This is a genomic window from bacterium (assembly GCA_035528375.1).
Taxonomy (GTDB): Bacteria; RBG-13-66-14; RBG-13-66-14; order RBG-13-66-14; family RBG-13-66-14; genus RBG-13-66-14.
The window spans coordinates 72,176-94,906 of the sequence record DATKYS010000073.1; the positions used below are offsets into that span (position 1 = coordinate 72,176).

The 22,731-nt window shown below is 62.6% G+C and carries 20 protein-coding genes, 1 tRNA gene and 1 rRNA gene; 6 read left to right on the top strand and 16 right to left on the bottom strand.

The features are described from left to right. Positions 1–258 precede the first annotated feature (258 nt). Positions 259–2,736 carry a DNA gyrase subunit A gene (gene gyrA, locus VM054_05920; protein ID HUT98595.1) on the top strand — a complete coding sequence of 826 codons (2,478 nt, stop codon included), beginning with the start codon at positions 259–261 and terminating at the stop codon, positions 2,734–2,736. A 178-nt stretch (positions 2,737–2,914) separates the two neighbouring features. Here the strand turns inward: gyrA and VM054_05925 are convergent, their stop codons facing one another. The 4 genes from VM054_05925 to VM054_05940 form a co-directional block, all read right to left on the bottom strand. Further along, complete coding sequence (locus VM054_05925) at positions 2,915–4,000, bottom strand: hypothetical protein (protein ID HUT98596.1); 1,086 nt, start codon at positions 3,998–4,000, stop codon at positions 2,915–2,917. A gap of 482 nt (positions 4,001–4,482) precedes the next feature. Then, entirely contained in the window at positions 4,483–5,442 is a 960-nt protein-coding gene (locus VM054_05930) for a peptidoglycan DD-metalloendopeptidase family protein (protein ID HUT98597.1), read from the bottom strand. 2 nt (positions 5,443–5,444) lie between these two features. Then, a complete protein-coding gene (locus VM054_05935) occupies positions 5,445–7,631 on the bottom strand; it encodes an AAA family ATPase (GenBank protein ID HUT98598.1) in 2,187 nt (728 codons plus the stop codon). A gap of 50 nt (positions 7,632–7,681) precedes the next feature. Further along, positions 7,682–7,945: a hypothetical protein gene (locus VM054_05940; GenBank protein ID HUT98599.1), complete on the bottom strand. Its 264-nt coding sequence runs from the start codon at positions 7,943–7,945 to the stop codon at positions 7,682–7,684. 37 nt (positions 7,946–7,982) lie between these two features. Between VM054_05940 and VM054_05945 the strand changes: the two genes are divergently transcribed. After that, on the top strand, positions 7,983–8,108 hold the full coding sequence (locus tag VM054_05945) for a hypothetical protein (protein HUT98600.1): 126 nt from the start codon (positions 7,983–7,985) through the stop codon (positions 8,106–8,108). Positions 8,109–8,403: 295 nt separating this feature from the next. Here VM054_05945 and VM054_05950 read toward each other — a convergent pair. From VM054_05950 to VM054_05960, 3 genes are all read right to left on the bottom strand, one after another. Next, a tRNA-Leu gene (locus VM054_05950) sits at positions 8,404–8,490 on the bottom strand. Positions 8,491–8,937: 447 nt separating this feature from the next. After that, positions 8,938–9,555 carry a hypothetical protein gene (locus VM054_05955; GenBank protein ID HUT98601.1) on the bottom strand — a complete coding sequence of 206 codons (618 nt, stop codon included), beginning with the start codon at positions 9,553–9,555 and terminating at the stop codon, positions 8,938–8,940. A gap of 257 nt (positions 9,556–9,812) precedes the next feature. Beyond that, positions 9,813–11,367 (bottom strand): 16S ribosomal RNA (locus VM054_05960). 434 nt (positions 11,368–11,801) lie between these two features. Between VM054_05960 and VM054_05965 the strand changes: the two genes are divergently transcribed. The 4 genes from VM054_05965 to VM054_05980 all read left to right on the top strand — a co-directional run bounded on the left by VM054_05965 (position 11,802) and on the right by VM054_05980 (position 15,198). After that, a complete protein-coding gene (locus VM054_05965) occupies positions 11,802–12,200 on the top strand; it encodes a hypothetical protein (GenBank protein ID HUT98602.1) in 399 nt (132 codons plus the stop codon). Between the two features lie 61 nt (positions 12,201–12,261). Then, complete coding sequence (locus tag VM054_05970; protein ID HUT98603.1) at positions 12,262–12,750, top strand: hypothetical protein; 489 nt, start codon at positions 12,262–12,264, stop codon at positions 12,748–12,750. 233 nt (positions 12,751–12,983) lie between these two features. Further along, positions 12,984–13,865, top strand: coding sequence for an MraY family glycosyltransferase (locus VM054_05975; protein ID HUT98604.1), 882 nt, complete (start codon positions 12,984–12,986; stop codon positions 13,863–13,865). A 52-nt stretch (positions 13,866–13,917) separates the two neighbouring features. Continuing rightward, a complete protein-coding gene (locus VM054_05980) occupies positions 13,918–15,198 on the top strand; it encodes an FAD-dependent oxidoreductase (protein ID HUT98605.1) in 1,281 nt (426 codons plus the stop codon). A 285-nt stretch (positions 15,199–15,483) separates the two neighbouring features. On the opposite strand, the gene VM054_05985 is transcribed toward VM054_05980, so the two are convergent. From VM054_05985 to VM054_06025, 9 genes are all read right to left on the bottom strand, one after another. Beyond that, positions 15,484–16,125, bottom strand: coding sequence for a hypothetical protein (locus tag VM054_05985; GenBank protein ID HUT98606.1), 642 nt, complete (start codon positions 16,123–16,125; stop codon positions 15,484–15,486). Positions 16,126–16,229: 104 nt separating this feature from the next. After that, on the bottom strand, positions 16,230–16,541 hold the full coding sequence (locus VM054_05990) for a hypothetical protein (protein ID HUT98607.1): 312 nt from the start codon (positions 16,539–16,541) through the stop codon (positions 16,230–16,232). A gap of 135 nt (positions 16,542–16,676) precedes the next feature. Then, positions 16,677–17,129 carry a methylglyoxal synthase gene (locus VM054_05995; protein ID HUT98608.1) on the bottom strand — a complete coding sequence of 151 codons (453 nt, stop codon included), beginning with the start codon at positions 17,127–17,129 and terminating at the stop codon, positions 16,677–16,679. 150 nt (positions 17,130–17,279) lie between these two features. Next, positions 17,280–18,722, bottom strand: a complete 1,443-nt coding sequence (locus VM054_06000; protein HUT98609.1) for a nucleoside-diphosphate sugar epimerase/dehydratase — start codon at positions 18,720–18,722, stop codon at positions 17,280–17,282. A 40-nt stretch (positions 18,723–18,762) separates the two neighbouring features. Further along, positions 18,763–19,296: a VOC family protein gene (locus VM054_06005; GenBank protein HUT98610.1), complete on the bottom strand. Its 534-nt coding sequence runs from the start codon at positions 19,294–19,296 to the stop codon at positions 18,763–18,765. Between the two features lie 20 nt (positions 19,297–19,316). Continuing rightward, positions 19,317–19,889: a restriction endonuclease gene (locus VM054_06010; GenBank protein ID HUT98611.1), complete on the bottom strand. Its 573-nt coding sequence runs from the start codon at positions 19,887–19,889 to the stop codon at positions 19,317–19,319. Between the two features lie 447 nt (positions 19,890–20,336). Next, positions 20,337–21,017 (bottom strand): class II aldolase/adducin family protein, encoded by a 681-nt coding sequence (locus VM054_06015; protein ID HUT98612.1) that lies wholly within the window; start codon positions 21,015–21,017, stop codon positions 20,337–20,339. 178 nt (positions 21,018–21,195) lie between these two features. Then, entirely contained in the window at positions 21,196–21,441 is a 246-nt protein-coding gene (locus VM054_06020) for a DUF2769 domain-containing protein (protein ID HUT98613.1), read from the bottom strand. A gap of 235 nt (positions 21,442–21,676) precedes the next feature. Next, entirely contained in the window at positions 21,677–22,639 is a 963-nt protein-coding gene (locus VM054_06025) for a DMT family transporter (protein HUT98614.1), read from the bottom strand. Between the last annotated feature and the right edge of the window lie 92 nt (positions 22,640–22,731).

Here is a 22,731-nt window from a genome sequence, read left to right on the forward strand (position 1 = left end):
AGGGTTAGTAGCCTTCTTAAGGTCAGCGCCGCGGATTATCCCCGCCAGCTTCTGGAGCGGGGCGGGAGACGTATTGTACCACACCCCCGGGAATAAATGCGCCCCGGGGGTGATGGCGTCCCGGGGAAAAACCGCCTTTTTTTTCGCAAGAAACCGGACCGGTTGAAAACGGCGAAAAGCGTTGACCTTCAAGGGAGTTAATGTTATCATACCCCCTTTAAACAGACCCACGTACCCCCCTCACCCACCCCATCAAACATGACCCTGCGCGAACAGTCCATCCAGAAGGTCTCCGTAGACGAGGAGATGCGCCGGAGCTACCTCTCGTACGCGATGAGCGTCATCGTCGGCCGCGCCCTGCCCGACGTGCGCGACGGCCTCAAGCCGGTTCACCGCCGCCTCATCTACGCCATGCAGGGCCTGGGATTGGCCTCCAACAAGCCGCACCGCAAAGCGGCCCGCATCGTCGGCGAGGCCATGGGCAAGTTCCACCCCCACGGCGACCAGGCGCTCTACGACACCCTCGTGGGCCTGGGCCAGGACTTCACCAGCCGCTACCCCCTGGTGGACCCCCAGGGCAACTTCGGCTCCCTGGACGGCGACCCTCCCGCGGCGATGCGCTACACGGAGGCGCGCCTGAGTAAGCTGGCCGAGGAGATGCTCGCCGACATCGAATCGGACACGGTGGACTTCGTCCCCAACTTCGACAACTCACTCACCGAACCGGTCGTCCTGCCGTCGCGCATCCCGAACCTGTTGATAAACGGCTCCACGGGCATCGCCGTGGGTATGGCGAGCCACATGCCGCCGCACAACCTGGGCGAGGTGTGCCGGGCCCTCGTGCGCTACATCGAAGACCCCGAGGTGAGCCTCGGCGAGTTGATGAAGCTCGTTCCCGGTCCGGATTTCCCGACGGGCGGTGTCATCCTCGGCCGTGAGGGGCTCCTCGAAGCCTACGCCACGGGGCGCGGGAAGTTGACCGTGCGCGGCCGGACGACCGTGGAGGAGCCCAAAAAAGGCAGGGCGCGCATCGTCGTCACCGAAATACCGTACCAGGTGAACAAGTCCCGCCTCGTGGAGCAGATAGCCGACCTGGTGCGCTCGAAAACCGTGGACGGCGTGGCCGACCTGCGCGACGAGTCGGACCGCCGGGGCGTGCGCATCGTGGTGGAGCTGAAGAAAGAGGCGAATCCCGAGATAATCCTCAACCACCTCTACCGGCACACCCAGCTCCAGACCACCTTCGGGGTCATCAACCTGGCGCTGGTGTCGGGCGAGCCCCAGTACCTGAGCCTCGTGGACCTCCTGGGCCGGTTCGTCGAGCACCGGATCGAGGTGGTGGAACGCCGGAGCCGGTACGAGCTGGACCAGGCGAAGCGACGGGCCCACATCGTCGAGGGCCTCCTGGTCGCCCTGGGCGACATGGACCGCATCGTGGCCACCCTGCGCTCCTCCCCGGACACCGCCACGGCGCAGAACCGGCTGATGAGCGGCTGGTCGCTTTCCGAGCCCCAGGCCAAGGCCATCCTCGAGATGCGCCTGTCGCGGCTGGTGGCCCTGGAGCACAAAAAGCTCGCCGACTCCTACGACGAGCTCACCCGGACCATCGCCCGCCTCGAAGAGCTCCTGGGCGACCGGCAGAAAATCAAGAACGTCATCAAAGAGGAGCTCACCGAGGTGGCGAAAAAGTACTCGGACGACCGTCGGACGGGCATCGTCGAGGGCTCCCTGACCGACATGGAAGCGACCGACCTCATCGCCGACGAGAGCACGCTGGTGGCGCTCACCCGTGAAGGCTACGTCAAGCGGATGCAACCCGACACCTACCGGGCCCAGGGTCGGGGCGGCGTCGGGGTCACCGGCATCCAGACCAAGGAGGAGGACTTCGTCGAGCAGCTCTTCATCGCCCGGACCCACGACTACCTGCTGTGCTTCACCACCGACGGGCGGTGCTACTGGCTGAAAATCTATCAGATACCCGAGGCCTCGCGCCTGGCCCGGGGCACCGCCATCGTCAACCTCCTCGAGCTCGACGAGGGGGAGAAGATAACGGCCGTGGTGCCGGTCCGCGACCTGTACGACAAAGAAAACTACCTCGTCATGGCCACGGCCCGGGGGATGGTGAAGAAGACCGAGCTCTCCGCCTTCGCCAACCCGCGCAAGGGCGGAATCATCGCCATCGGCCTGGGGTCCGACGATCGGCTGATAGGGGTGAGGCTGACCGACGGCCGGCAGCACGTCCTTTTGGCCACGCGCAACGGCCGGGCCGTCCGGTTCGCCGAGGTGCAGACCCGCCCCATGGGGCGCGCCGCCGGGGGTGTGATCGGCATCCGCCTGACCGAGCCCCAGGACGCCGTGGTGGGCATGGCCGTGGTGGACCCCGCCGGGGGTACATATTCCGAGATTCTGGTCGCCACCGCCAACGGCTACGGCAAACGGACGCCTCTGGAGGAGTACCCGCTGAAGAACCGGGGCGGCCTCGGCGTCATCAACATCAAGACCACACTGCGCAACGGCCCGGTGGTCATGACGCGCCTGATCGGGGGCGACGAGGAGCTTCTGCTCATTTCCGAGGGCGGGATGGTCACCCGCTACCCGGCCAGCGAGGTCTCCGTCATGGGGCGCAACACCCAGGGGGTGCGGCTGATGCGCTTTAAGGAGGGGGACGCCCTCTCCGCGGTGGCGGTTCTGGTGGAGGAGGAGGCGGTGGAGGCGGAAGAGGAGGAGGAGGAATAGAACAGGCCGGGGGGGCGTCGTGTGGAAAACGGGGGGGCGTTGTGCAGAAAAATGGCGGGCGCAGAGGCCCGCCTTCAAGTTCGTGAACGATGCGAAATCGAATCGTAGGGGGCGACCGTCCACGGTCACCCGCGGGCGGGTGTGGACACCCGCCCCTACGTTATCCAATCGGTGTCGGCTAGAAGCCCGCCTTGATGGCCCCCCAGGAGGTCTCTGCGACGTCATCGCCGCTCTCGCCTATGTACCAGTCGTGAAGGTCTTTAAAATCATCTAAAAATATGAGGTCCCCAATGGCTTTATAGAAGCCGAACGACGCGTAGTCGCCGGTATCCATCGGGCTAAACCAGGTGTCGAACACGGTGCCCTTGTTCGCTAACCCCTGAACACTAAACCAGGGCGAGAGGGTCTCGGCCCGGTACGGCGAGCCCGGGTGGGCGTCGGAGTTGCACTGCCAGTTCTCGCCGGACATGTCCCCGGTGACGTGGTCGGTGTCTATCTCCCACTCACCGGGCCTACCGTGCAGGTCCTGATACCAGCCGCCGCTGGAGAAGTCCTCGACACCGTAGCCCCCAGCTTGCAGGGGCAGGATGCTCTTCCCCTCGGCGATGACCTCCACGTTGTCAATCGCCCACCAACCCTGGGGGTCCACCTTGGTGCCGTACTCGAAGGCCAGGCAGCTCATGTTCCCGACCATGCCGGACATGTCAATGGACTGATGGCCGGTCACGTCGTCGGGGGAGTCCCAGGTAAAAATGTTGGTGTATTTGCCCTCGCCCCAATTGACGCCGCGGATTTCGATGATATGCAGGTGAAAGCCCTCGTCCACACCGATCAGGTTGGAGCGCCACACGAATACGATTTTAAGGTCTCTTACGCCGTAGTAGTCGTCGAGCATGAGGTCTAAACTACCGTAAGGGCCGTCGGTGTCCTCGAATGTGTGTACCAGGATGTCGTGGTAGTCGTCGTAGTCGAGGTATAGCTGGCAGTTATCGCCCGCGTCGGCGGTTTTCTGAGAGTAAGAGATACTCATCAAGACGCCGTCATAGCCGGAGAGGTTGATGGGCTGACCCATGTACCACAAAGAGGCGCAGTCGTTGGAGCCGTAGACGTTCAGGCCCTCGCGGTCGCAGCGGACCTCGCTTTCCCGGAATAGATACCACTTGGCGTTGTACTGCGTGGGCGGCTCAATTTCACCCACGGACACCGTCTCCCCGGCGAAGGCCGCCGCCGCGGCAAGAATGGCGATAACGACAAGGGGTTTCATCTCTTTTCCTCCTTAAAAAAATCGAGCAACCTCCGACGGGTTACTCAACTTCGGTCATGTAGATGTCGCGTGTAAAATTCTCGTGATAACCACTACTCCAAAGGATTGTCACCCCCCCCCCGCGAGTAACAGTGCCTTTCTCATTTTTAACCTCCATGAATGGTACTTAGGAACTACAACAAATAATTTAGCACATCAAAAGGGCCGCGTCAACCCGAGGGGAGATTTTTTCTACAAATAAAAACGGCGGGGAAAGGATTCCCCGCCCTACGGCATCGCAACCGGCGTGATGTAGGGCGGCCCCTCTGCGGGCCGCCGTGTATATAAAAAAGCGGCGGGGCGGGGATTAAAATCCCCGTCCTACATTCAGGCGTATGGCGATGGATAAAAAAACGGGCGGACCTGAAGGTCCACCCCTACGTCTACTTCACAACAACCACCGTCTCAATCGAACGCCCGGCCCGGCGAACCCGCGACGGCCGTCACCCCTGACCGCCGGCGCCGGCGGCGGCCATGCCGGTTTCGGGGAGGAAGAAGCGGGCGGGGTCCAGGTTGCGGCCGCCCTTGAGCACCTCGTAGTGCAGCTTGGGCCCCAGCGTCCGACCGGTGGTGCCCACGGCGGCGACGGCGTCCCCCCGCCGCACCTCGTCGCCGGGATGGACGTACACCCGGCTGAGGTGCGCGTACACCGTCTCGAAATACCCCCCGTGGTCAATCACGAGCTTCAGGCCGAAGTTGCCCTCGTGATCGGCGAAGGTGACCGTCCCGTCTGCCGGGGCGATGACCGGCGTCCCCGGCGGCGCGGTGATGTCTATCCCCCGGTGGAAGTAGTTGCGGCCGGTGAACTCGCTCATCCGGTTGCCGAACCCGGCGGTGACCCAGCAGTGCTCGCCGTCCACGGGTCGGACGCTGGGGGTGAAGCGCTGCCGGGCGGCGTCGGCGTCCAGGAACCGCTCGATGCCCCCCAGGGTGGAGGTCAGGTCCCCGGCCCGCTCGACGAGCCTCCCGATGGCCGTTTTCCCCGACTCGGCACCCGACTGGATGGCCTCCAGGGGGAGGCTGGACTCGAAGGCACCCAAGCGGTCCTCGAGCACGTCGGGGTGTTCCAGGGACAGCGTGGGGTGGAGCTCGATCAGCATCTCCTTCTTCTGTTCGAGCTGGGCCAGGGAGCGCTGGAGGTCCCCGATCTCCTGATCGAAGTACTCGAGCTGCTTGTCCTGGGTCTTCGTCCGCTCGTGCAGCTCCGCCAGCCGGTTCTCGTCCACCACCTTCTGGGCGTAGCTCACGCCCAGAATCACCAGGCCGGTGATGATGCCGACGGCCACGAGTCCGCCCAGCGTGATGAGCCAGTAGGGGAGGCGGATGTTGCGCATGTCCCCGTGGCTGTGGGGGACGACCTTTACCGAGATGCCGCGGTGGATGAAGGTGTGTAAGAAGCTCATGCTCAGTTGCGGCCGCGGCTCACCACCAGGGTGCCGCCCCGGAGGGTGACCCGGATGTGGGTGAGCCGGCCCGTCGGGGCCTCCACGACCTTGGTGGCCGTGGGAACCAGAACCAGACGCTGGAAGGTGTTCTTCAGGTAGCTGGCGCCGAAGGTGCTCGAGTGCCCCTCGTCGGCTATGTACTTGAGGGCGCGTTCGGTCACGTCCAGGTAGATGCGCTGGGCCCGGAGGAGCTTCTGCGCCTGGGGCAGGAGCTTGTCCTTGAGGATGTTGAAGCAGTCATCCTCGGTGAGGTGACGGAAGAGGATGATCTCGTCCACGTGGTTCAAAAAGTCGGCGCCGAGGTCCTTCTCCAACTCGAGGCGCACCTTGGTGGGATCGGAGAGGAAGTCGCCCGAGTCGGCGTAGCCCAGGGCCGCTTCCCTCTCCACGAAGGCTCCCCGAAGCGCGGTCAGGATGACGATGGTGTCGGCCAGGTGGACCCGGCTGCCGGAGCTGTCCTGATTCCACCCCTGGGAGATGACCTTGCGGACCCACTCCCGGGTGTCGGGGTGGGCCTGGTCTATGTTGTCGAACATCACCACGGAGTTGGGCTGCTGGTGGATGAAGTTGACCAGCGTAGGTCCCTCGGTTCCGGCGAGCTGGGCCAGCTCCTTCTCGGGGTCGAGCTGTCCCAGGCGGAAGTCCAACAGGGCTCCCTCTTCGCCGAAGAAGAACTCCGAGATGGACTTGGCCATCTTGGTCTTGCCGCTGCCCGCCGGGCCGATGAACAGAAACACCCCGTCCGGCCTCGAGGCGTGGAGGTCGAACTTGCTCTTGGCGTAGCGGATGACGCCGGCGATTCTCCGGACGGCGTCCTCCTGTCCAATGACCCGATCGAGGAGGAACTCCTCCAGGCGGCGGTACTTCTCGCGGAAGTCGGCGGTGATGCCCGGCGAGTGGATGCCGGACATCTCGGTGACGGTCTCCTCGATCTGGGCCAGGCGGACCTGGGGCTCGTTGTCCTTGCCGCCGCGGGTGAGGTATGTCCGGGCGCAGGCCTGGTCCAGGACGTCTATGACGGCGTCGGGGAACCGGCGCTCGCGCAGGAAAGAGCCGGCGAGACGGACGCTCCCCTCGAGGGCCGCCCGGGTTATCTTCACCCCGTGGTAGGCCTCGAGCTCGGCGGCGGTGTTCTCCATCATCTTGAGCGCGGTCTTTTCGTCCGGCTCGTTGACGCGCACCAGGGCGAACCGCCGCCCCAGGGCCGGATCGCTCTCCACGTAGTTGTAGTACTGCTCCGTCAGCGTGGCGGTGATGACGGTGACCTGGGGGTTGACCAGAAGCGACTTGACCACGTTGGCCAGCGCCGGGTTGAAGTTGCCGTTCTCGTCTATGACGTAGCGGTGTATGTCGTCCAGGAAGAGGAGGGTTTTGCCGTCGGCGGCCTCGCCCTCCAGCTCGTTGACCCGGGCGGTGAAGGAGGGCAGGTCGTTGATTCCGGCGAACATGCGGTCCGGGTGGATGTGGATCAGCCGCAGCCCCCGCAGGCGCTCGGGAACCTCCCCGGCCGCCAGCCGCAGGGCGAGCTGCTCCACGATGGTGCTCTTGCCCACCCCGGGAGGCCCGATGAGCAGGGGATCGCGCTTCTCCTTGTGCAGGAGGATCTCGACCAGACGGTCCACGTCCTTTTCGCGGCCCACCCGAGGTGCGATTTTTCCCTGGGCGGCCATCTGCACCCAGTCCTCGCCGATGGAGTCGAGAAGCGATTCTTTCCGGGCCTCCCAGACGTCGGGATTCACGGTGAGCAGATCGGCGAACCCGTCGGGCTCGACGCCGGTTTTCGCCAGAAAGTCGCGCACGGTCTTCCCGCCGCGGCGGACGAGGGACACGGTCAGATGGTAACTCTCCACCGCCTTGGACTGCTGGAGGGTCGCCAGCTCGACGGCGCCCTTCACGACGGTCTGCGTCTCGTCGGAGAGCGGGACTTCGCCGGTGCGGGCGGGGTCGGGCGCGTCGGAAATCAGCGCCTTTTTCGCGCCTGCAAGCATCGTCTTCACATCGAGGCCCATACCGGTGAGCCGCTCCTTCTCGGTGACCACGAGGGCCGCCAGGAGCTGTCGCGGCTCGAGGGATTTGTCCGCCGGGACGTAGCCGTTGGCCTCGAGGAAGACGGCCTTGGATGAATCGGCGAGCGGGAGTTTCTTCAAGGATCGCCCCCTTTTTTTTATCCGCGTCCGGGTTGAGCGTCACATGTGTGTCAGGAATCTTCGACCTCGCTCGGCCGCGCATCCTTTTCTTCCGGCGCCGCCGGCCGACCCGCCCCGATCCGATTCAGCTCCGCCTCGAGGGCGTCAATCTTTTTCCGCTGACGGCGCAGGTCGTGCCGGAGGTCGTTGAGCTTGAAGTCCAGGGTCTGGAGTATCCAAAACTCGTAGTGGTTTATCCTGGCGTTCTGGTTGATGGACCAGGCGAGCTTCAGGGATATAAGAAGGATGCCGCTTTCGAGGGAGACGGTCGCCAATTTACCTTGGCCGAATATGCTCCAGGCGAAGAAGCCGATGGTCGCGATGAGCCAGACGACGGTCAGGGCTTTCTCCCAGGTGCGCCGTCCGAAAATGAGCTGTTGGGGCTCCTCGATCCTCCAGCACGGGGCGCTGGACCCCGGTTCCGCGGGGGGAGTTTAGTCAATTCGTTCACGACCGCCGCGAGCGACGCCGTTTCAGGGTAATAGATAGAAGTAACTTGTGCGTACGCAGGACGGCGCGCGGCGGCTTGGGACCCTCATTCATTCGTGGCGCCCCGGGACGTGGTTCGGGGTGATTATAGAGGCAAACGCCCCGAGGGTCAACGGGTCAATCCGCCGCTCGAACGTGCGATTCCTTTTAAAATGCGCCGGAAAACGGTTTTTTCTCCGCGGAATGAAGGGTCGGCCGTAAAAAAAACTTTGTCGAAGACACCAAAACTGTCGAAGGTTCGGGTTGGTGCCGAGAGCCGGACTCGAACCGGCACGGGCTTTCGCCCGGCGGATTTTAAGTCCGCTGCGTCTACCCATTCCGCCATCCCGGCAGGGACCGGGGCGATTATAGCACCGCCGGGCGGCATCCGCCACGGGACACACGACCGGGGCGAGGGCTGCTTTATTCCCCCTCCCCCCTTTGGAGGGAGGGCTGGGGAGGGGGGCGGAACTGGCGGGGACGGAGCCCCGCCCCTACGTCATCGCAATTCGCGGGCGACCGCAGAGGGTCGCCCCTACATCATCGCAATTTACGTTGCACGGGCCGGGTCGAGGGCTGGGGGCAAAGCGGCCTCCCTCTCCCTGTGGGAGAGGGATTAAGGGTGAGGACTACCTTAAAAAAACGGGCCGACCTGAACGGCGCGCCGTCGGTCGGCCCCTACGTCATCGATAATGGCTCACAAAAAAAAGCCGCCCTTTCGGGCGGCCTTTATTTGCGACCGGTGCTATGGTCTTTGAAAGCTGGTAGGGACCGTCTTCCGGTTTCGGCCTTTAAGCAATTAGCATATAATGCTAGCTAATAAAGCAAACAGTGAAGAACTGAGTAAACCTAAAAATATCCATCTAATAACTCTAAACCATTTATTTCTTTGTAATAACCACCACCAGAACCGAAAACTCTTATATTCTACAATAAAATCTATATAACTTAATTGTTTCTGTTTAAATTCATCATTAAATAATGAATAATCATGTGAGTTATCAATTCTACAAGATATCCTTTCATATACTCTTAATAAAAAAGTCAACTTTTTTCTCGATAAATATGTTAATTTCCATTTGCCGGTGAATGCTGGCTCCTGTTTTATTGTTTGTCCAATACTGCTCTTCACAGGAGTCTTTAATGCTACGTTTTCAACAGGAATTGCAAAATGTAAAATTTCTTTTATTAATTGATGAGATTTCTTGAACCATTTATCGCGCTCTTCTCTACTCCCAAAGAAGTTTCGACAAACTACACGAAAAGAGCAGTATACCTTATGCTTTCTCTTTTCTCGTATAGGATAAAATAATTTTAAATCTCTAATTTCTGCAACAACTCCCGTAGCACGTTTAACTAATCTCGTTAAGTTATTATGGAAAACTCCAGTAAAATCACCATCTGCCGAGATTTTCATGATTTTCCTCCCTAAAAAGATTGTAACACAGATAATCTTATTACAACTTCATAAAAAAAGCCGCCCTTGGTGGGCGGCCTTTTGGGTGCTATGGTCTTTGAAAGCTGGTAGGGACCGTCTTTTGGTTCCGGCCTTTATTCGCCCAAAAAGGGCGGGTGACGCGATCGACCTGGAAAGGGGTTTTTAGAGGACTCCTCTAATCCGGCCGTTTATTGAGGAACTCGTTAGAGCCCCTCCGACCGGCCCCCTCACCTTAGAAAGGAGGTGATCCAGCCGCACCTTCCGGTACGGCTACCTTGTTACGACTTTACCCCCCTTACCGAACACACCTTCGGCCGCTCCCTCCTTACGGTTGGGTGACGGACTTCGGGTGCACCCGACTCGGGTGATATGACGGGCGGTGTGTACAAGACCCGGGAACGTATTCACCGCGGCATGCTGATCCGCGATTACTAGCGATTCCTCCTTCATGGAGTCGAGTTGCAGACTCCAATCCGAACTGAGGCCGGCTTTCTGGGATTTGCTCCACCTCGCGGCTTAGCTACCCTTTGTACCGACCATTGTAGCACGTGTGCAGCCCTGGGTGTAAGGGCCATGAGGACTTGACATCATCCCCACCTTCCTCCGGTTTGTCACCGGCAGTCTCGTTAGAGTGCCCAGCCGAACTGATGGCAACTAACGACGAGGGTTGCGCTCGTTGCGGGACTTAACCCAACATCTCACGACACGAGCTGACGACAGCCATGCAGCACCTGTGCACGGGCTCCGAAGAGGGGCGCTGTTTCCAGCGATTTCCCGTGCATGTCAAACCCAGGTAAGGTTCTTCGCGTTGCTTCGAATTGAGCCACATGCTCCACCGCTTGTGCGGGTCCCCGTCAATTCCTTTGAGTTTCAGTCTTGCGACCGTACTCCCCAGGCGGGGCACTTAATGCGTTAACTTCGGCACCGGGGGGGTCGATACCCCCGACACCTAGTGCCCATCGTTTACAGCGTGGACTACCAGGGTATCTAATCCTGTTTGCTCCCCACGCTTTCGCGCCTGAGCGTCAGTGTGCGTCCAGAAAGCCGCCTTCGCCACCGGTGTTCCTCCTGATATCTACACATTCCACCGTTACACCAGGAGTTCCGCTTTCCTCTCCGCCACTCTAGCCAGGCAGTATCGAAGGCAGTTCCCAAGTTGAGCCTGGGGATTTCACCTCCGACTTACCTAACCGCCTGCGCGCCCTTTACGCCCAGTGATTCCGGACAACGCTCGCCCCATACGTATTACCGCGGCTGCTGGCACGTATTTAGCCGGGGCTTCCTCTGGAGGTACCGTCAGTGCGCCGGGGTATTATCCCGTCGCCCCTTCTTCCCTCCTGACAGAGCTTTACAACCCGAAGGCCTTCTTCGCTCACGCGGCGTCGCGTCCTCAGACTTTCGTCCATTGGGAACTATTCCCGCCTGCGCCTCCCATAGGGGACTGGCCCTTGTCTCAGTGCCAGTGTGGCCGTACACCCTCTCAGGCCGGCTACCCATCGCAGCCTTGGTGAGCCGTTACCCCACCAACAAGCTAATGGGACGCGGGCCCCTCCCGACCCGGTAGCATGCAAGCAGAGGCCACCTTTGACCGCCGGTCATCCGACCGGCTGCCGCATTCGGTATTAGCTCCCGTTTCCGAGAGTTATCCCCAGGATCGGGGCAGGTTACCCACGCGTTACTCACCCGTTCGCCACTCTACTAGGTTCCCGAAGGAACCGTTCGCGTTCGACTTGCATAAGCTTAAGCACGCCGCCAGCGTTTGTCCTGAGCCAGGATCAAACTCTCCGAAGTGAAAAACAAGACGCATCGCGTCTTATCTTCGGGTCATTATTTTGGGCCCGAAGGCCCACCTGGCGCGTCACCAAACCAAAACCATCGGAACGATCGAGTGGTACTCGGGCTCGGGGTCAAAAACCCCTCGCCCACCTACCAACTTTCAAAGAACATAGCACCTTCTTCGGGCTTTCGGTGAGCACCGATGCGCTCCCGCGTGCTATTCGCGCCCTCGCCTTCGAGGTTCCCCCCGCAGGCGGACAGTAAGTTACACCATGTTCACCCCTTTGTCAAGGGAGAAGATTCCAAAAGGACCGAATTATTCTGCCGACTCCCCACCACCGGCATCTCCGCGATAAATGCAATTTTCCTCAAGGGTCCCGAGTAATTTTTTCCTTGCACTCCGGGCCCAGGTTTGATAGTAATAGATGGAAACTGGGAGGGCGCCGGGCATGGAACTCATCGACAAAATCCGCTACCTGGTCAACCGCGACGACGCGACGGCCTTCCTGGCCACGGGGGACCCGCAGGACGCCCGCCTCGAGGTCTGCATCATGAACTCGGCGCGGATGCACGCCGACGACACCATCGCCTGCGCCCTCGTCGCGGCCCCGCACACCTACGAGAACCTGTTGAAGACCAAGAAGGGCCTCCTGGTCGTTTTGGGGCCGGCCAAGGACCCGCGCCACATCTACGGCGCGCGCGTCCACCTCGAGCTCCTCGCCGACTTCACCGAGGGCGAGGAGTACCACGAGATGCAGGAGTTCGTCAACCAGTACTTCGGCGACTACCCCGTCTCCCACCGCCTCCTCTTCCGCGTGGTGAGCGCCGAGCCGAGTTGGGAAGTCTGAGCCGGGTCGGGAAGTTTTTCGGACGGGCGGTGCATCCGCCCTTTTTCTTGGAGGGACTTTGGTGAGAAACTGCATCGCGCTTTTAATCGCCCTCGGTCTCTGTCTGGCCTTCGCCTCCTGCGAGGAGGAGAGAACCGACGGGGAGGCCACCGAGGGGGAGGCCACCGTCGAGGAAACGCCAGCCCCGGCCTACGCCGTCGGGGACACCGTCTGGGCCACCTACTACGACCCCCGGTACGTGACGGCGTTGACCTGGGAGAAAACCACGGTGGCAGCCGTCGAGGGTGACACCGTCACCGTGGAGTTCCAGGGCTTTTTGAACGATGGCGAGCAGGATACCCGGGCCGTCGAGTGGATCTACCCCTATGTGGAGGTCTGGAAACCCGAGAAGGCCATCCTCGGCGCGACCGTGGTCGTCGAGCCGCCGGGCACCTGCTTCGTCGCCTACCCGGGCGTGATCCAGGGGGTCGAGGAGGGAATCTACACGGTGGGGTACGAGGTGGACGGCATCCCCCACACCGACGACTTCACCCTGGCGGAGCTCCACTAGCGGACCGCCGCCGGGCGCCGAACACCTTGAAACGACACGGCCGTTGAGGTATAGTTGCCGGGCTCTTCCGGACCGGGGAGCCCGTCAAGGAGAGCCCGACCCTGCATCCGGCAGTCACATTCGCCGTCTCCTTCGCCGCCGGGCTTCTCGGCGTCCTCGTCGCGCGGACGGTCGCCCGCCGCTGGAAAATCCACAACGAGCCCAACCCCATCGTCGAAACCCACACCCAGCCGGTGCCCTACCTCGGGGGCGTCGGCGTCTTCATCCCCTTCCTCGTCCTCCTCTTCGCTTTTTTCGGCGCGCCCTGGTGGGTGGTGCTGCTGGCGGCGGTGGCCGGGACGCTGACCTTCCTGGGCACCTTCGACGACCTCCGCCCGGTGAAGGTGATGGTGAAGTTCCTGCTCGAGGTGGCGCTCATCGCCCTCTTTTACCCCCTCTTCGTCCACGTGCTCGACCCGCGCCCCGACGTCGTACTCATCATCCTGGGCGCCGTCGGAATAGTCGTCCTGGGCAACGGCTTCAACCAGATAGACGTGCTGGACGGCCTGGCCTCGGGGGTGAGCTTCTTCATCTGCCTGGCCCTCTTCGTGATGTACCAGTCGCCGTCGTCCTCGGGCACGCTCATTGACCTGGCGGTGGCGCCGTTGATCCTGGCCGGGCTCCTCGGCGGATTCCTCGTCTTCAACCGGCCGCCGGCTTCCATATTCCTCGGCGACGGCGGCAGCCTGCCGCTGGGGTTCGTGGTCAGCATCTTCCTCGCCATCTGGATTTTCGACGCCTACCCCTGGAGCGTGCAGGAGATCGTGGTGGCGGTATCGGTGATGAGCCCGGTGATTTTCGAGGTCCTCCTGGTCTCCTTCCACCGCTCCAGGCGCGGTTGGTCCGTGTTCCAGGGCTCGCCGGACCACTTCGCCCTGCGCCTGGTACGCGCCGGGTGGAAGGTCCCCCGGGTGCTCCTGACCGCGCTGGGGGTGTGCGCCGTCCTGGCCGCCTCGGTGGGCCTGCTGTGGCTTCCCTCGCTCTTCTCCTGGATTTTCTCCGGGGTGCTTTTCGTCTTCTACGGCGTGGCGTTCTGGCTTCTCTCCAAGATAAAAGTCCCCGGGATAACCAAGTAGGTCCGCCCGTCGCCGGACGACCGACCGACAGGGGCGGTTTTTTTTCAAAAAAATGAAGCCCGTCATCGTCATCGGGGCCGGTCTGGCCGGACTGGGCGCCGCCCACCGCCTGGGTGGGCGCGCGATTATTTTTGAAGCCGCCGACCGCGTGGGCGGCATCTCCCAGACCGTCACCTACGACGGCTTCAGCTACGACTTGGGGCCCCACGTCCTCTTCTTCCGCTCGGCCGCCAGCCGGGAATTCTGCGAGCGGCTCCTCGGGGGCGAGTGGACCCGCCAACCGCGCCGCGCACGCATCACCATCGGCGACGAGCGCATCTCGTATCCCATCCAGGAGGGATTCGTCCGGTCGCCCGTCTTGAAGAGGCGCTACCTGCCGGGTCTGCGCCGCGCGGGGAGGACCGAGCCCGCCTCGCCGACCTTCACCGAAATCGCCCGCGCCCAGTACGGCGAGGTCCTGGCGAAGGAATTTTTCACCGACTACAACGCCAAGCTCTGGCGCTACCCGCTGGACGGGATGGATCCGGAGTGGGCCCGGAAATTTTTGCCCAAATTCCCCCGCCGCGGCCTCTGGCTCGTCTCCCTGGGCTTTACCCCCAGGCGCGGGCCCAACGCGGGTTTCCACTACCCGCGCACGGGCGGCATCGGCTCCCTGGCCCACCGCATGGCCGAGACCGTCCCCGGCGAGCTCCGGCTGCGCACCGTCGTAAAGCGCGTCCACACCGGCGAGCGTTGGGTCGAGACCGGCGACGGCGAGCGCCACCCCTACCACGCCCTGGTGTCCACCCTACCCCTGCCGCGGCTGGCGAAAATCGCCCCGGACCTACCCGCGGAGATGGTCGAGGGTGCTGGTGACCTGCCCTGCGTCGGCACCGCCTTCGTCCATCTGGGCCTGAAAAAACCCCGGCCCGACGACGACTCGCACTGGGAGTATTTTCCCGACCCGGGCCTCGCCTTCCACCGCCTGCACGTCCCGGAGAATTATTCGCCGGACATGGTACCCGCGGGGCGCGGCTCCGTAGTGGCCGAGGTGTCGTACATCCACACGGAGCGGCCGGACCTCGACGCCCTCACCTCCCGGGTCATCGCCGACCTCGTAAAAATCGGGCGCATCGGCGGGGAGGATGAAATAATCGCCCGGGACGCCCGGGCCTTCCGCTACACCTACTCCTTCCAGACCACGGCCGCCGAAAGGGTCCGCCTGGCCCTGCGGGACGAGCTGGTCCGTCGGGGGGTGCACCTGGCCGGGCGCTACGCCCGCTGGGAGTACCTCCACATGGACCAGTCCATCGTCGGGGGCTTCGAGGCCGCCGACGCCTGCCTGTCGGGGTGATACCCTTTGCGATGATGTAGGGGCGGACCTTCAGGTCCGCCCGTTTTTTTACAAGGCAGCCCTCACCCTTAATCCCGTCGGCGCGCCGCTCCCACAGGGAGAGGGAGACCATTTTCGCTATGTTAAATGTAGGGCGGGGACTTTAGTCCCCGCCGTTTTCACGCCTTACCCTCACCCTGACCCTCTCCCTTAAAGGGAGAGGGGACCACTACACTTACCCGACAGAGTAAACAATTCAAGGTAAAAAAGACCGGCCCCGGGCCGGTCTTTCGATACGTCGGCGTACTACCGGAACAGCGCCTTGATGTACCCGAACGATGACGTATACACGTCGGAGGGCTGCGTGCCCACCAGGCAGAACGCGGCGTCGGCGTCGGTGCCGATCTCGCACCACGATTCATCCTCGTACCGCCAGGCCCACGAGTCGTTGGATTTACCTGCGTTGATCGTCAGGTTGCGACAGTCCCGCTCGTCCAGCATCCGCCAGGCGAACCAGTAAGTGGTCCCCGAATAGGCGTTGAACCGGTTGTCGGGATCCAACTCCACACAGACCTGGTACACGATTCGGGCACTCAACAGGTCTCCCGTGGCGATGATGTCCAGATCATCCGCCGGTACGGAAATCTCCCAGACCGGTTTGTCCGAGAGGCGTTCGGTGTAGATCCGGAGCTCGAACTCACCGGACGGCAAAGACGCGCCCCTGTCGCGTGTGAGCTGGCAACTGAAACTTTCCACGACGCAGTCGAACTCGGGAGTGAAATCGTCGGCGATCCAGCTGTCGTAGGCCGATCCGAACTGAACGTACGTCACGCCCCAGGATCCCGGCGAGCCGAGCTGGTTCAGGAGTGCGGTTCCACCCGCAGCGGCGATTGAAGCAATCAGGCAGACGACAGCCGTCGCTACATTGATTATTGTTATCTTTTTCATCTCATCCCCTTGCAATAGTAGTACATGAGAAATTGACCCTCTTCAATCACCCGGAGCTGATCCGTTCCGGGTCCGACCGACGTCCTTGGTCGGTCCCACCGCGGCTACCACACGGCCCGCATCACCCACCAGGGCTCGGGCTCCTCCACCTCGGTCAGGGTCCGCGACCCCTTCGGCTCCTCCGAAGTGAAATAGCACACATCCTCGCCGGGGGTGCTTCCGCTGACCCATAGCTCGACCTTCCGCGGGTCCCGTTCCTCGTGCCAGCGCCGGAGGAAACCGGTCACGTCTGCGGTGACCCACACAGGCTCTTCGGGCCACAGCCCGTCTCCGCCTACCGCGAAGGTCGGCCAGGGCGGGGTCCGCCACATCCGGCCGCTCGCTTCCCAATCGTCGTGAACCAGGAGGAAAACCACGTTGATGACCTTTTTTTACGGTGGGATGCACTCTTTCCAAACTCGGTACTCTATGCCTTAGCAAATACCGTACCCGCCAGCGCCGATAAACGAAAAACCGCCCGGTGGGCGGCTATACGAGCACAAGACCGTCCCTCAGACCTCGGTTATCCGCTCCCCGTAGTCTATCACCAGCCGGTGGTACTCCCGGTCCATCAGCGGGGAGGAAATCATGAAGTCGGCGCTGGAGCGGTTGCAGGCGATGGGCACGTTGTAGACCACGGCGATGCGAAGCAGCGCCTTGACGTCCACGTCGTGGGGGTGCGGCTCGAGAGGGTCCCAGAAGAAAATGACGAAGTCCAGGCCGCCCTCGGCGATGAGAGCCCCGACCTGTTGGTCGCCGCCCAGGGGACCGCTCTTGAACCGGGTCACCGGGAGTCCGAGCTCCTCCGCGATGACGCGGCCGGTGGTCCCTGTGCCGTAGAGCGTGTGCCGGGCCAGAACGCTCCGGTTGAAACGGGCCCAGGCGACCAGGTCGGGCTTGCGGTTGTCGTGGGCGATGAGGGCGATGCGCTTGCGCTCGGGTATGGGCACCTCGGTCTGGGACATAGATCACCTCCACGAGCGGCTTCGGACCGGCATCACAACCCGGTGACGCAGCCGCCGATGAGTTTTACTCCATAATGGAGTATCAGTCTTAGGATGAAACGGTCAAACTGACCCGGAGGCGGCGTTTATTCGACGACCGAAGGGCCGGAGTCAGAAGGCCGTGTCGGCGGGCTTCCAGGTGGAATCGGGGACGATGCGCTTCACGAGGCCGGCCAACTCGTCGGTCTTTAACCCGACGGCGGCCTCGTGCAGCCGGCGGATGACGTCCCACAGCTCGGGGTAGATGCCGTTGTGGCGCGCGATCAGCACCTGGGGGTGGGGGCTGGGGAGGCGCTCCTCGGCGGCGGAGAACAGGCGCTCGGTGAGCCGCTCGCCGGGGCGCGACCCCGTGTACATTATCGGAATCTCGTCCAGGGTGTAGCCGGAGAGCTCGATGAGCATCTTCGCCAGGTCCTTGATGCGCAGCGGCTGTCCCATGTCGAGGACGAAAATCTCTCCGCCGCGGCCCACGGCGGCCGCCTGCAGCACCAGCTCCACCGCCTCGGGGATGGTCATGAAGAACCGCTCCATCCGCTCGTCGGTGACGGTGACCGGGCCGCCCCGCTCGATCTGACGCCGGAACAGCTCCAGCACGCTCCCCCGGCTCCCCAGCACATTGCCGAACCGGACCGAGATGAAACTCGTGTCGGGGTTGTCCCGGTTGGCCAGGTAGGCGACCACCTCGCAGACCGCCTTGGACGCCCCCATGGCGTTGCACGGCTCCACCGCCTTGTCCGTGGAGATGAGGACGACCTGTTTGACGCCGTGCGCCGGGGCCAGCTCGGCCAGCGCCAGCATGGAGCCCACGTTGTTGGCGAAGGCCTCGCAGGGGTTCTCTTCCATGAGCGGGACGTGCTTGTGGGCGGCGGCGTGGAAGATTATCTCCGGGGAGTGCGTCGCCAGAACCCTGGCCAACCGCGCCTTGTCCCGCAGGTCCACGATGGCGCTCACCTTCTCGCAGTTAAGGTTACAGCGGTAGAGGTTGTGAAAGGTGTCGAAGATGGAGTTCTCGCCGTGGCCCAGGAGGATGAGCTTGGCGGGGTTGAAGGTGGCGACCTGGCAGCAGATTTCCTCGCCGATGGAGCCGCCGGCCCCGGTGACCAGGACGGTCTTGCCGGAGATGAACCGGCTTACCAGGTCCAGGTCGAGTTCGATGGGCGCCCGACGCAGGAGGTCCTCCAGGCGCACCTCGCGCACCTGGGTCAGGGCGGCCTCGCCGTGGATGACCTGGAACAGGCTCGGCAGGACGCGGAAGGGGACGTCGGCCTCGTCGCAGAGCCGGGAAACCCGGCGCACCAGGGCGCCCGAGGCGCTCGGCACGGTGATGAGCACCTCCTCGGCTCCGGTCTCGGCGACGAAACGCGGCAGCTCGTCAATGAGGCCGAGAATCGGCGCGCTCTCTATCTCCCAGCCGACCTTCTCCTCGTCGTCGTCCAGAAAGCCGACGCAGACGTAGCGGTACGACGCGTTGTGCAGGATTTCCCGGGCGATCATCCGCCCGGCCTCGCCCGCCCCGCACAGGAGCACCTTCTTGAACTTGCGTCTCGGCGACAACCCGACTCCTTGCTTGCGAAAATGAGAACGCGCCGGGGGTCTAGTCGGTCCACTCCTTCGAGACCGGCTTATCCTGGGGGGTGGTGTAAACCTCGACGGTGACGCCGTTGGGATCCCTCACGGTGAAACCCCAGTAGCTGTCTACGCGCCACTCGGGCTTCGCGCTGAAGGTCGGGACGCCTCCGGCCTTGAGCCGCCCCACCGTTTCGGCGAAGTCCGACTCGGGGACCTGCACCGACCAGCTCGTCGTCTCCAGGGTGCCGCCCGGCCAGCCCGGCTGGTCGGCGTACTCCGTCGGGTGCGCGAGCTCCCCCTGGGCCCCGAAGAACATGAACTCCAGGTCGCCGAACTTGTAGCACAGGTAGTTCCACTCCGGCTTGTACGCCATTTCCTCCATCCCCAGAAGGTCGGTGTAGAAGTGCCGGGTGTCCTCCAGGGAGCTGGTGAAGTTGTAGATGAAGTTGACGCTGATCCGCGGCTTATCGGCCATGGTCTCCTCCCCCGGCGTCCCGTCCACGTCGGCGAGCACCGGCGCGAGAATGGTCAGTAAAAGAAAAGGCAGTATTACGTGCATCCACACCCCCCGGACAACCGTCATTCGGGGAAAAGGGCGAGGCGCAGATTCAGGCGGTCTTTGAGCTCGGTCGGTAAATCATGGTACTTCTCGGTGAGGATGTCCACGAGCTGGCGGCCGTTGATGAGGCCGATCCTCTTATAACCCTCCCGGGTGGCCTCTTCCCAACTTTTTTTCACGTAGCCGGCGGTGGTGATGAAGCAGGCCTGGGAGTTCTGGGGGACGGCCCCGCGGAAGTCCCGCACCTGCTTGGGATTGATGCGTGAATCACGCTTGTAGCGCTTGCACTGCACCATTAGTTCCACCCGGGCCATGCCGTAAACGTCCAGGGTCCCCACGGCGTCTATGCCGCCGTCGCCGGTGCGGCCCACGTGCTGGGCCTCGAAGCCCAGGGTCGAGAGAAGCGCGGTTACCAGAATCTCGAAGTCCTCGGGGTCGAGCTCCAGGATCCGGTCCAGCACCGCCTCGTAGAGCCCGTCCAGCGTTTGAACCTCGCTCGGCTTTTCCGTCCCTAAAAGAGTGGCTTTATCCGGGTCTTGGAGGCTGTCGCGCAGCGCGACTGGGTCAACCTCTTCCAGGATGTAAGAAATCATATTCGGTGTTCTCAGGGAATTTTGAACGGAAACCGGCAGCGTAGAACGTAAAAGAACCCGTGACTCCCAGGATACTTTTCTACGATGAGGCAGAGGACAGCGGGAATCATCATCTTTATAGAAGTAATCACCGACAATTTCACCAACACGGAGTCTTTCTGTCTCCGTCTCCGGCACCAAGACCATATCCCCTTTCTGTGCCTCGACGGCAAAACGCCAGAAATAGCCGATGATATTAGACCAGGCGCGAGCACTCAAGTCATTGTGGGCAACAGTGTAATCACGCCGCAGAGCATCTTTATCCTCCGGTATTAAATAAGGCGTTACGTCATACATATAATACGGTGAGAGGTCAGGTCTAGAAGTACCGATAGCTACAAAACCGCCTTTAACAAAAGTATCGGTGTATTCTACACCTGCACGAACTCCAAAAAGACGTGGCATGATTTACTCCTCCGGCGATTCTCCGCCCGGCTCGCGGCAGTCGGGCGCCAGGCCCTTCGAGATGCACCACAGCCGGTCCAGCTCCCCCTCGGGCAAGGGCGTCGCCCCGCCCAGCGACAACGCCAGCCACGCTATCCTCGCGTAGTGCTCCACCGTCTCGAGGCGATGGTAGGCCTGGGTGAGGTCCGCGCCCAGGGTCAGGACGCCGTGGTTGGCTAAAAGGAATGCGTCGGCCCCGCCCAGGTGCTCCTCGATGGAGCGGGCCAGCTCCTCCGTGGACGGCGTGGCGTAGGGGGTGAGCGGAATTTCGCCGCCCACGGCGAGGATGATTTCGGGGAGGATGTTCGGCGGCAGCCCGCGCCCGCTGACGGCGAAGGCGGTGGCGTAGGGGGGGTGTGCGTGGCAGACCGCGCCCACGTCGGGCCGCCGGGAGTAGGCGAAGAGGTGCAGCTTGGCCTCGCTGGTGGGTTTACCGCCGCCCTCGATCTTCCGCCCGGACTCGTTCACGACGACGACGTCGTCGGGCGTGAGGAAGCCCTTGCTCACCCCGGCGACGGAGACGGCGAAGAGCCCGTTGTCGAGCCGCACGGAGATGTTGCCGTCGTTGGCGGCCACCATCCCCCGGGCGTACATGCGCCGCCCGACCTCGATGATTTCCCGCTTGATCCGGTAGAGCTCGGGCAACTGCGCTCCTGGGTTCACATCCGCGTCCATGCTGAATCGGCGTGCGGCATGGGATTTTACCCCCGCAAGCCGTTATGTGTCAATTCGAAACGAAATTTTCCCCCAAAACTGACAGGAAAAAGGTAAAAAAAAGACCCTTGAAACCGTTAACGCTTCGATTCACCCCCCACTTAACTTCCTACCGGCCCATCTGCTTCTTCTCGGAGCCGCGGGTGCAGAAGTAATCCCGCACGAGCCCCAGCTTCTCCGCCACCGGGCACCCGCCGCAGATGCAGCCCCGCTCCTTTTTTATCTTCCTGCTCCGACCGATGTTCGCTGAGCAGTAGCCGCCGCGCTCGCCGCACTCGACCCAACTAGGGCATGAGCTGCAGATGCAGAGGGTGAGCACTATCCGCTGATCCTGCCCCTCTTTTTCCGGAGTCATTCTTTCTCCTCTTGGCCCGTTTGATATTTCAATGAAATTAACACGTCTTTAAAGTACCTGACTCGCCAAATAACGTCAATCCTAATCGGTGAAATTGACTAATTTAGTCTGCATCTATTTCACCGCCGGGAATGGAGCGGATGGAGTAACGTTCGGCATCCGAGCCTTCGGGTGGGGGCGAAAAAAAGCCCCTCGAAAACAGGGCTTCCCGAAGACGCGCCGAGTGCGCTTCCATTCAAAACCTGTCCGACCCTCGGCGGTTCGGCTGCGGGAGCGGCAAATCCCCGGCGGTCCCGCCGCCCGTTCCCCTCTCCCGGCGGGCGAGCAGCAGCACCACCCCCACGAGGGTCAGCGCCCCGCCCGCGAGCTGGACCCATCCCGGCAGTCGGCCGGTAAAGGACACGGTCCAGACCAGCACCCAGAGCGACATGCTGGAGCGGACCAGGTCCACCTTCCCCGCGTCCCAGCGGGCGAGTGCCAGGTAGTAGGTGACGATGCTCACCACGGGGCCGATCAGGCCGCCGGCCAGGAGCATCAGCCAGCTCCCTCCCGACGAGGGCATACGGAGGTTCCCCGTGACGAAAGCGGCGACGACGAAGCCCGCCGCCATGAGACCCGTCCGCCAGAAGCCCAGCGCCAGCGGGTCCACCCGTCGGGTCAGGTGCCGCCCCAGGAGCGTGTGCACGGCGTAGAAGAGCGACGCCGCGACCATCAACAGGACGCCGGCCGCGGAGCCGCTCTCGTCGGTGTAGGTCATCACCAGGGCTCCGGCGACGACGAGGGCGCCGCCCAGGAGTTGCCCGGCCGTGAAGCGCTCCCTGAAGATGAGCCGGCTGCCGATGACGGTGAAGAGCGGGGTGGCGTTGCCCGCGAAGGCGACCAGGTTGGGGTCGGCCAGGGAGAGGGCGGTGAAGAAGAGCCCGGTGCCGATGGCTTGGACCACGGCCAGGACGGCCACCAGGAGACGCGAGCCCCGGGGTACGGCGAGCTTCGAAAACCGACCGAGGACGAGGGCCAGGATGACGTAGAAGCCCACCGCCGCGCTCATCCAGATGGCGCCCATCCCCAGCACCCCGAGCTCGGCGGTCAGGGCGGGTATCATGAGGTACACGGCGGCGGGCACCGCCACGCCGGCCAGGGACCACCAGAAACCGGCGCGGGGGTCGTCCCGCCAAAGCGATTGTTCGGCGTCGGTCAAGGCCGTTCCGGGGAATGAATCGAACGAGGGAATTTTATGATACGGGGGGTTCCGTTGGCGAGCGGGTCGGTGTTTCAGAATAAAAACCGCCC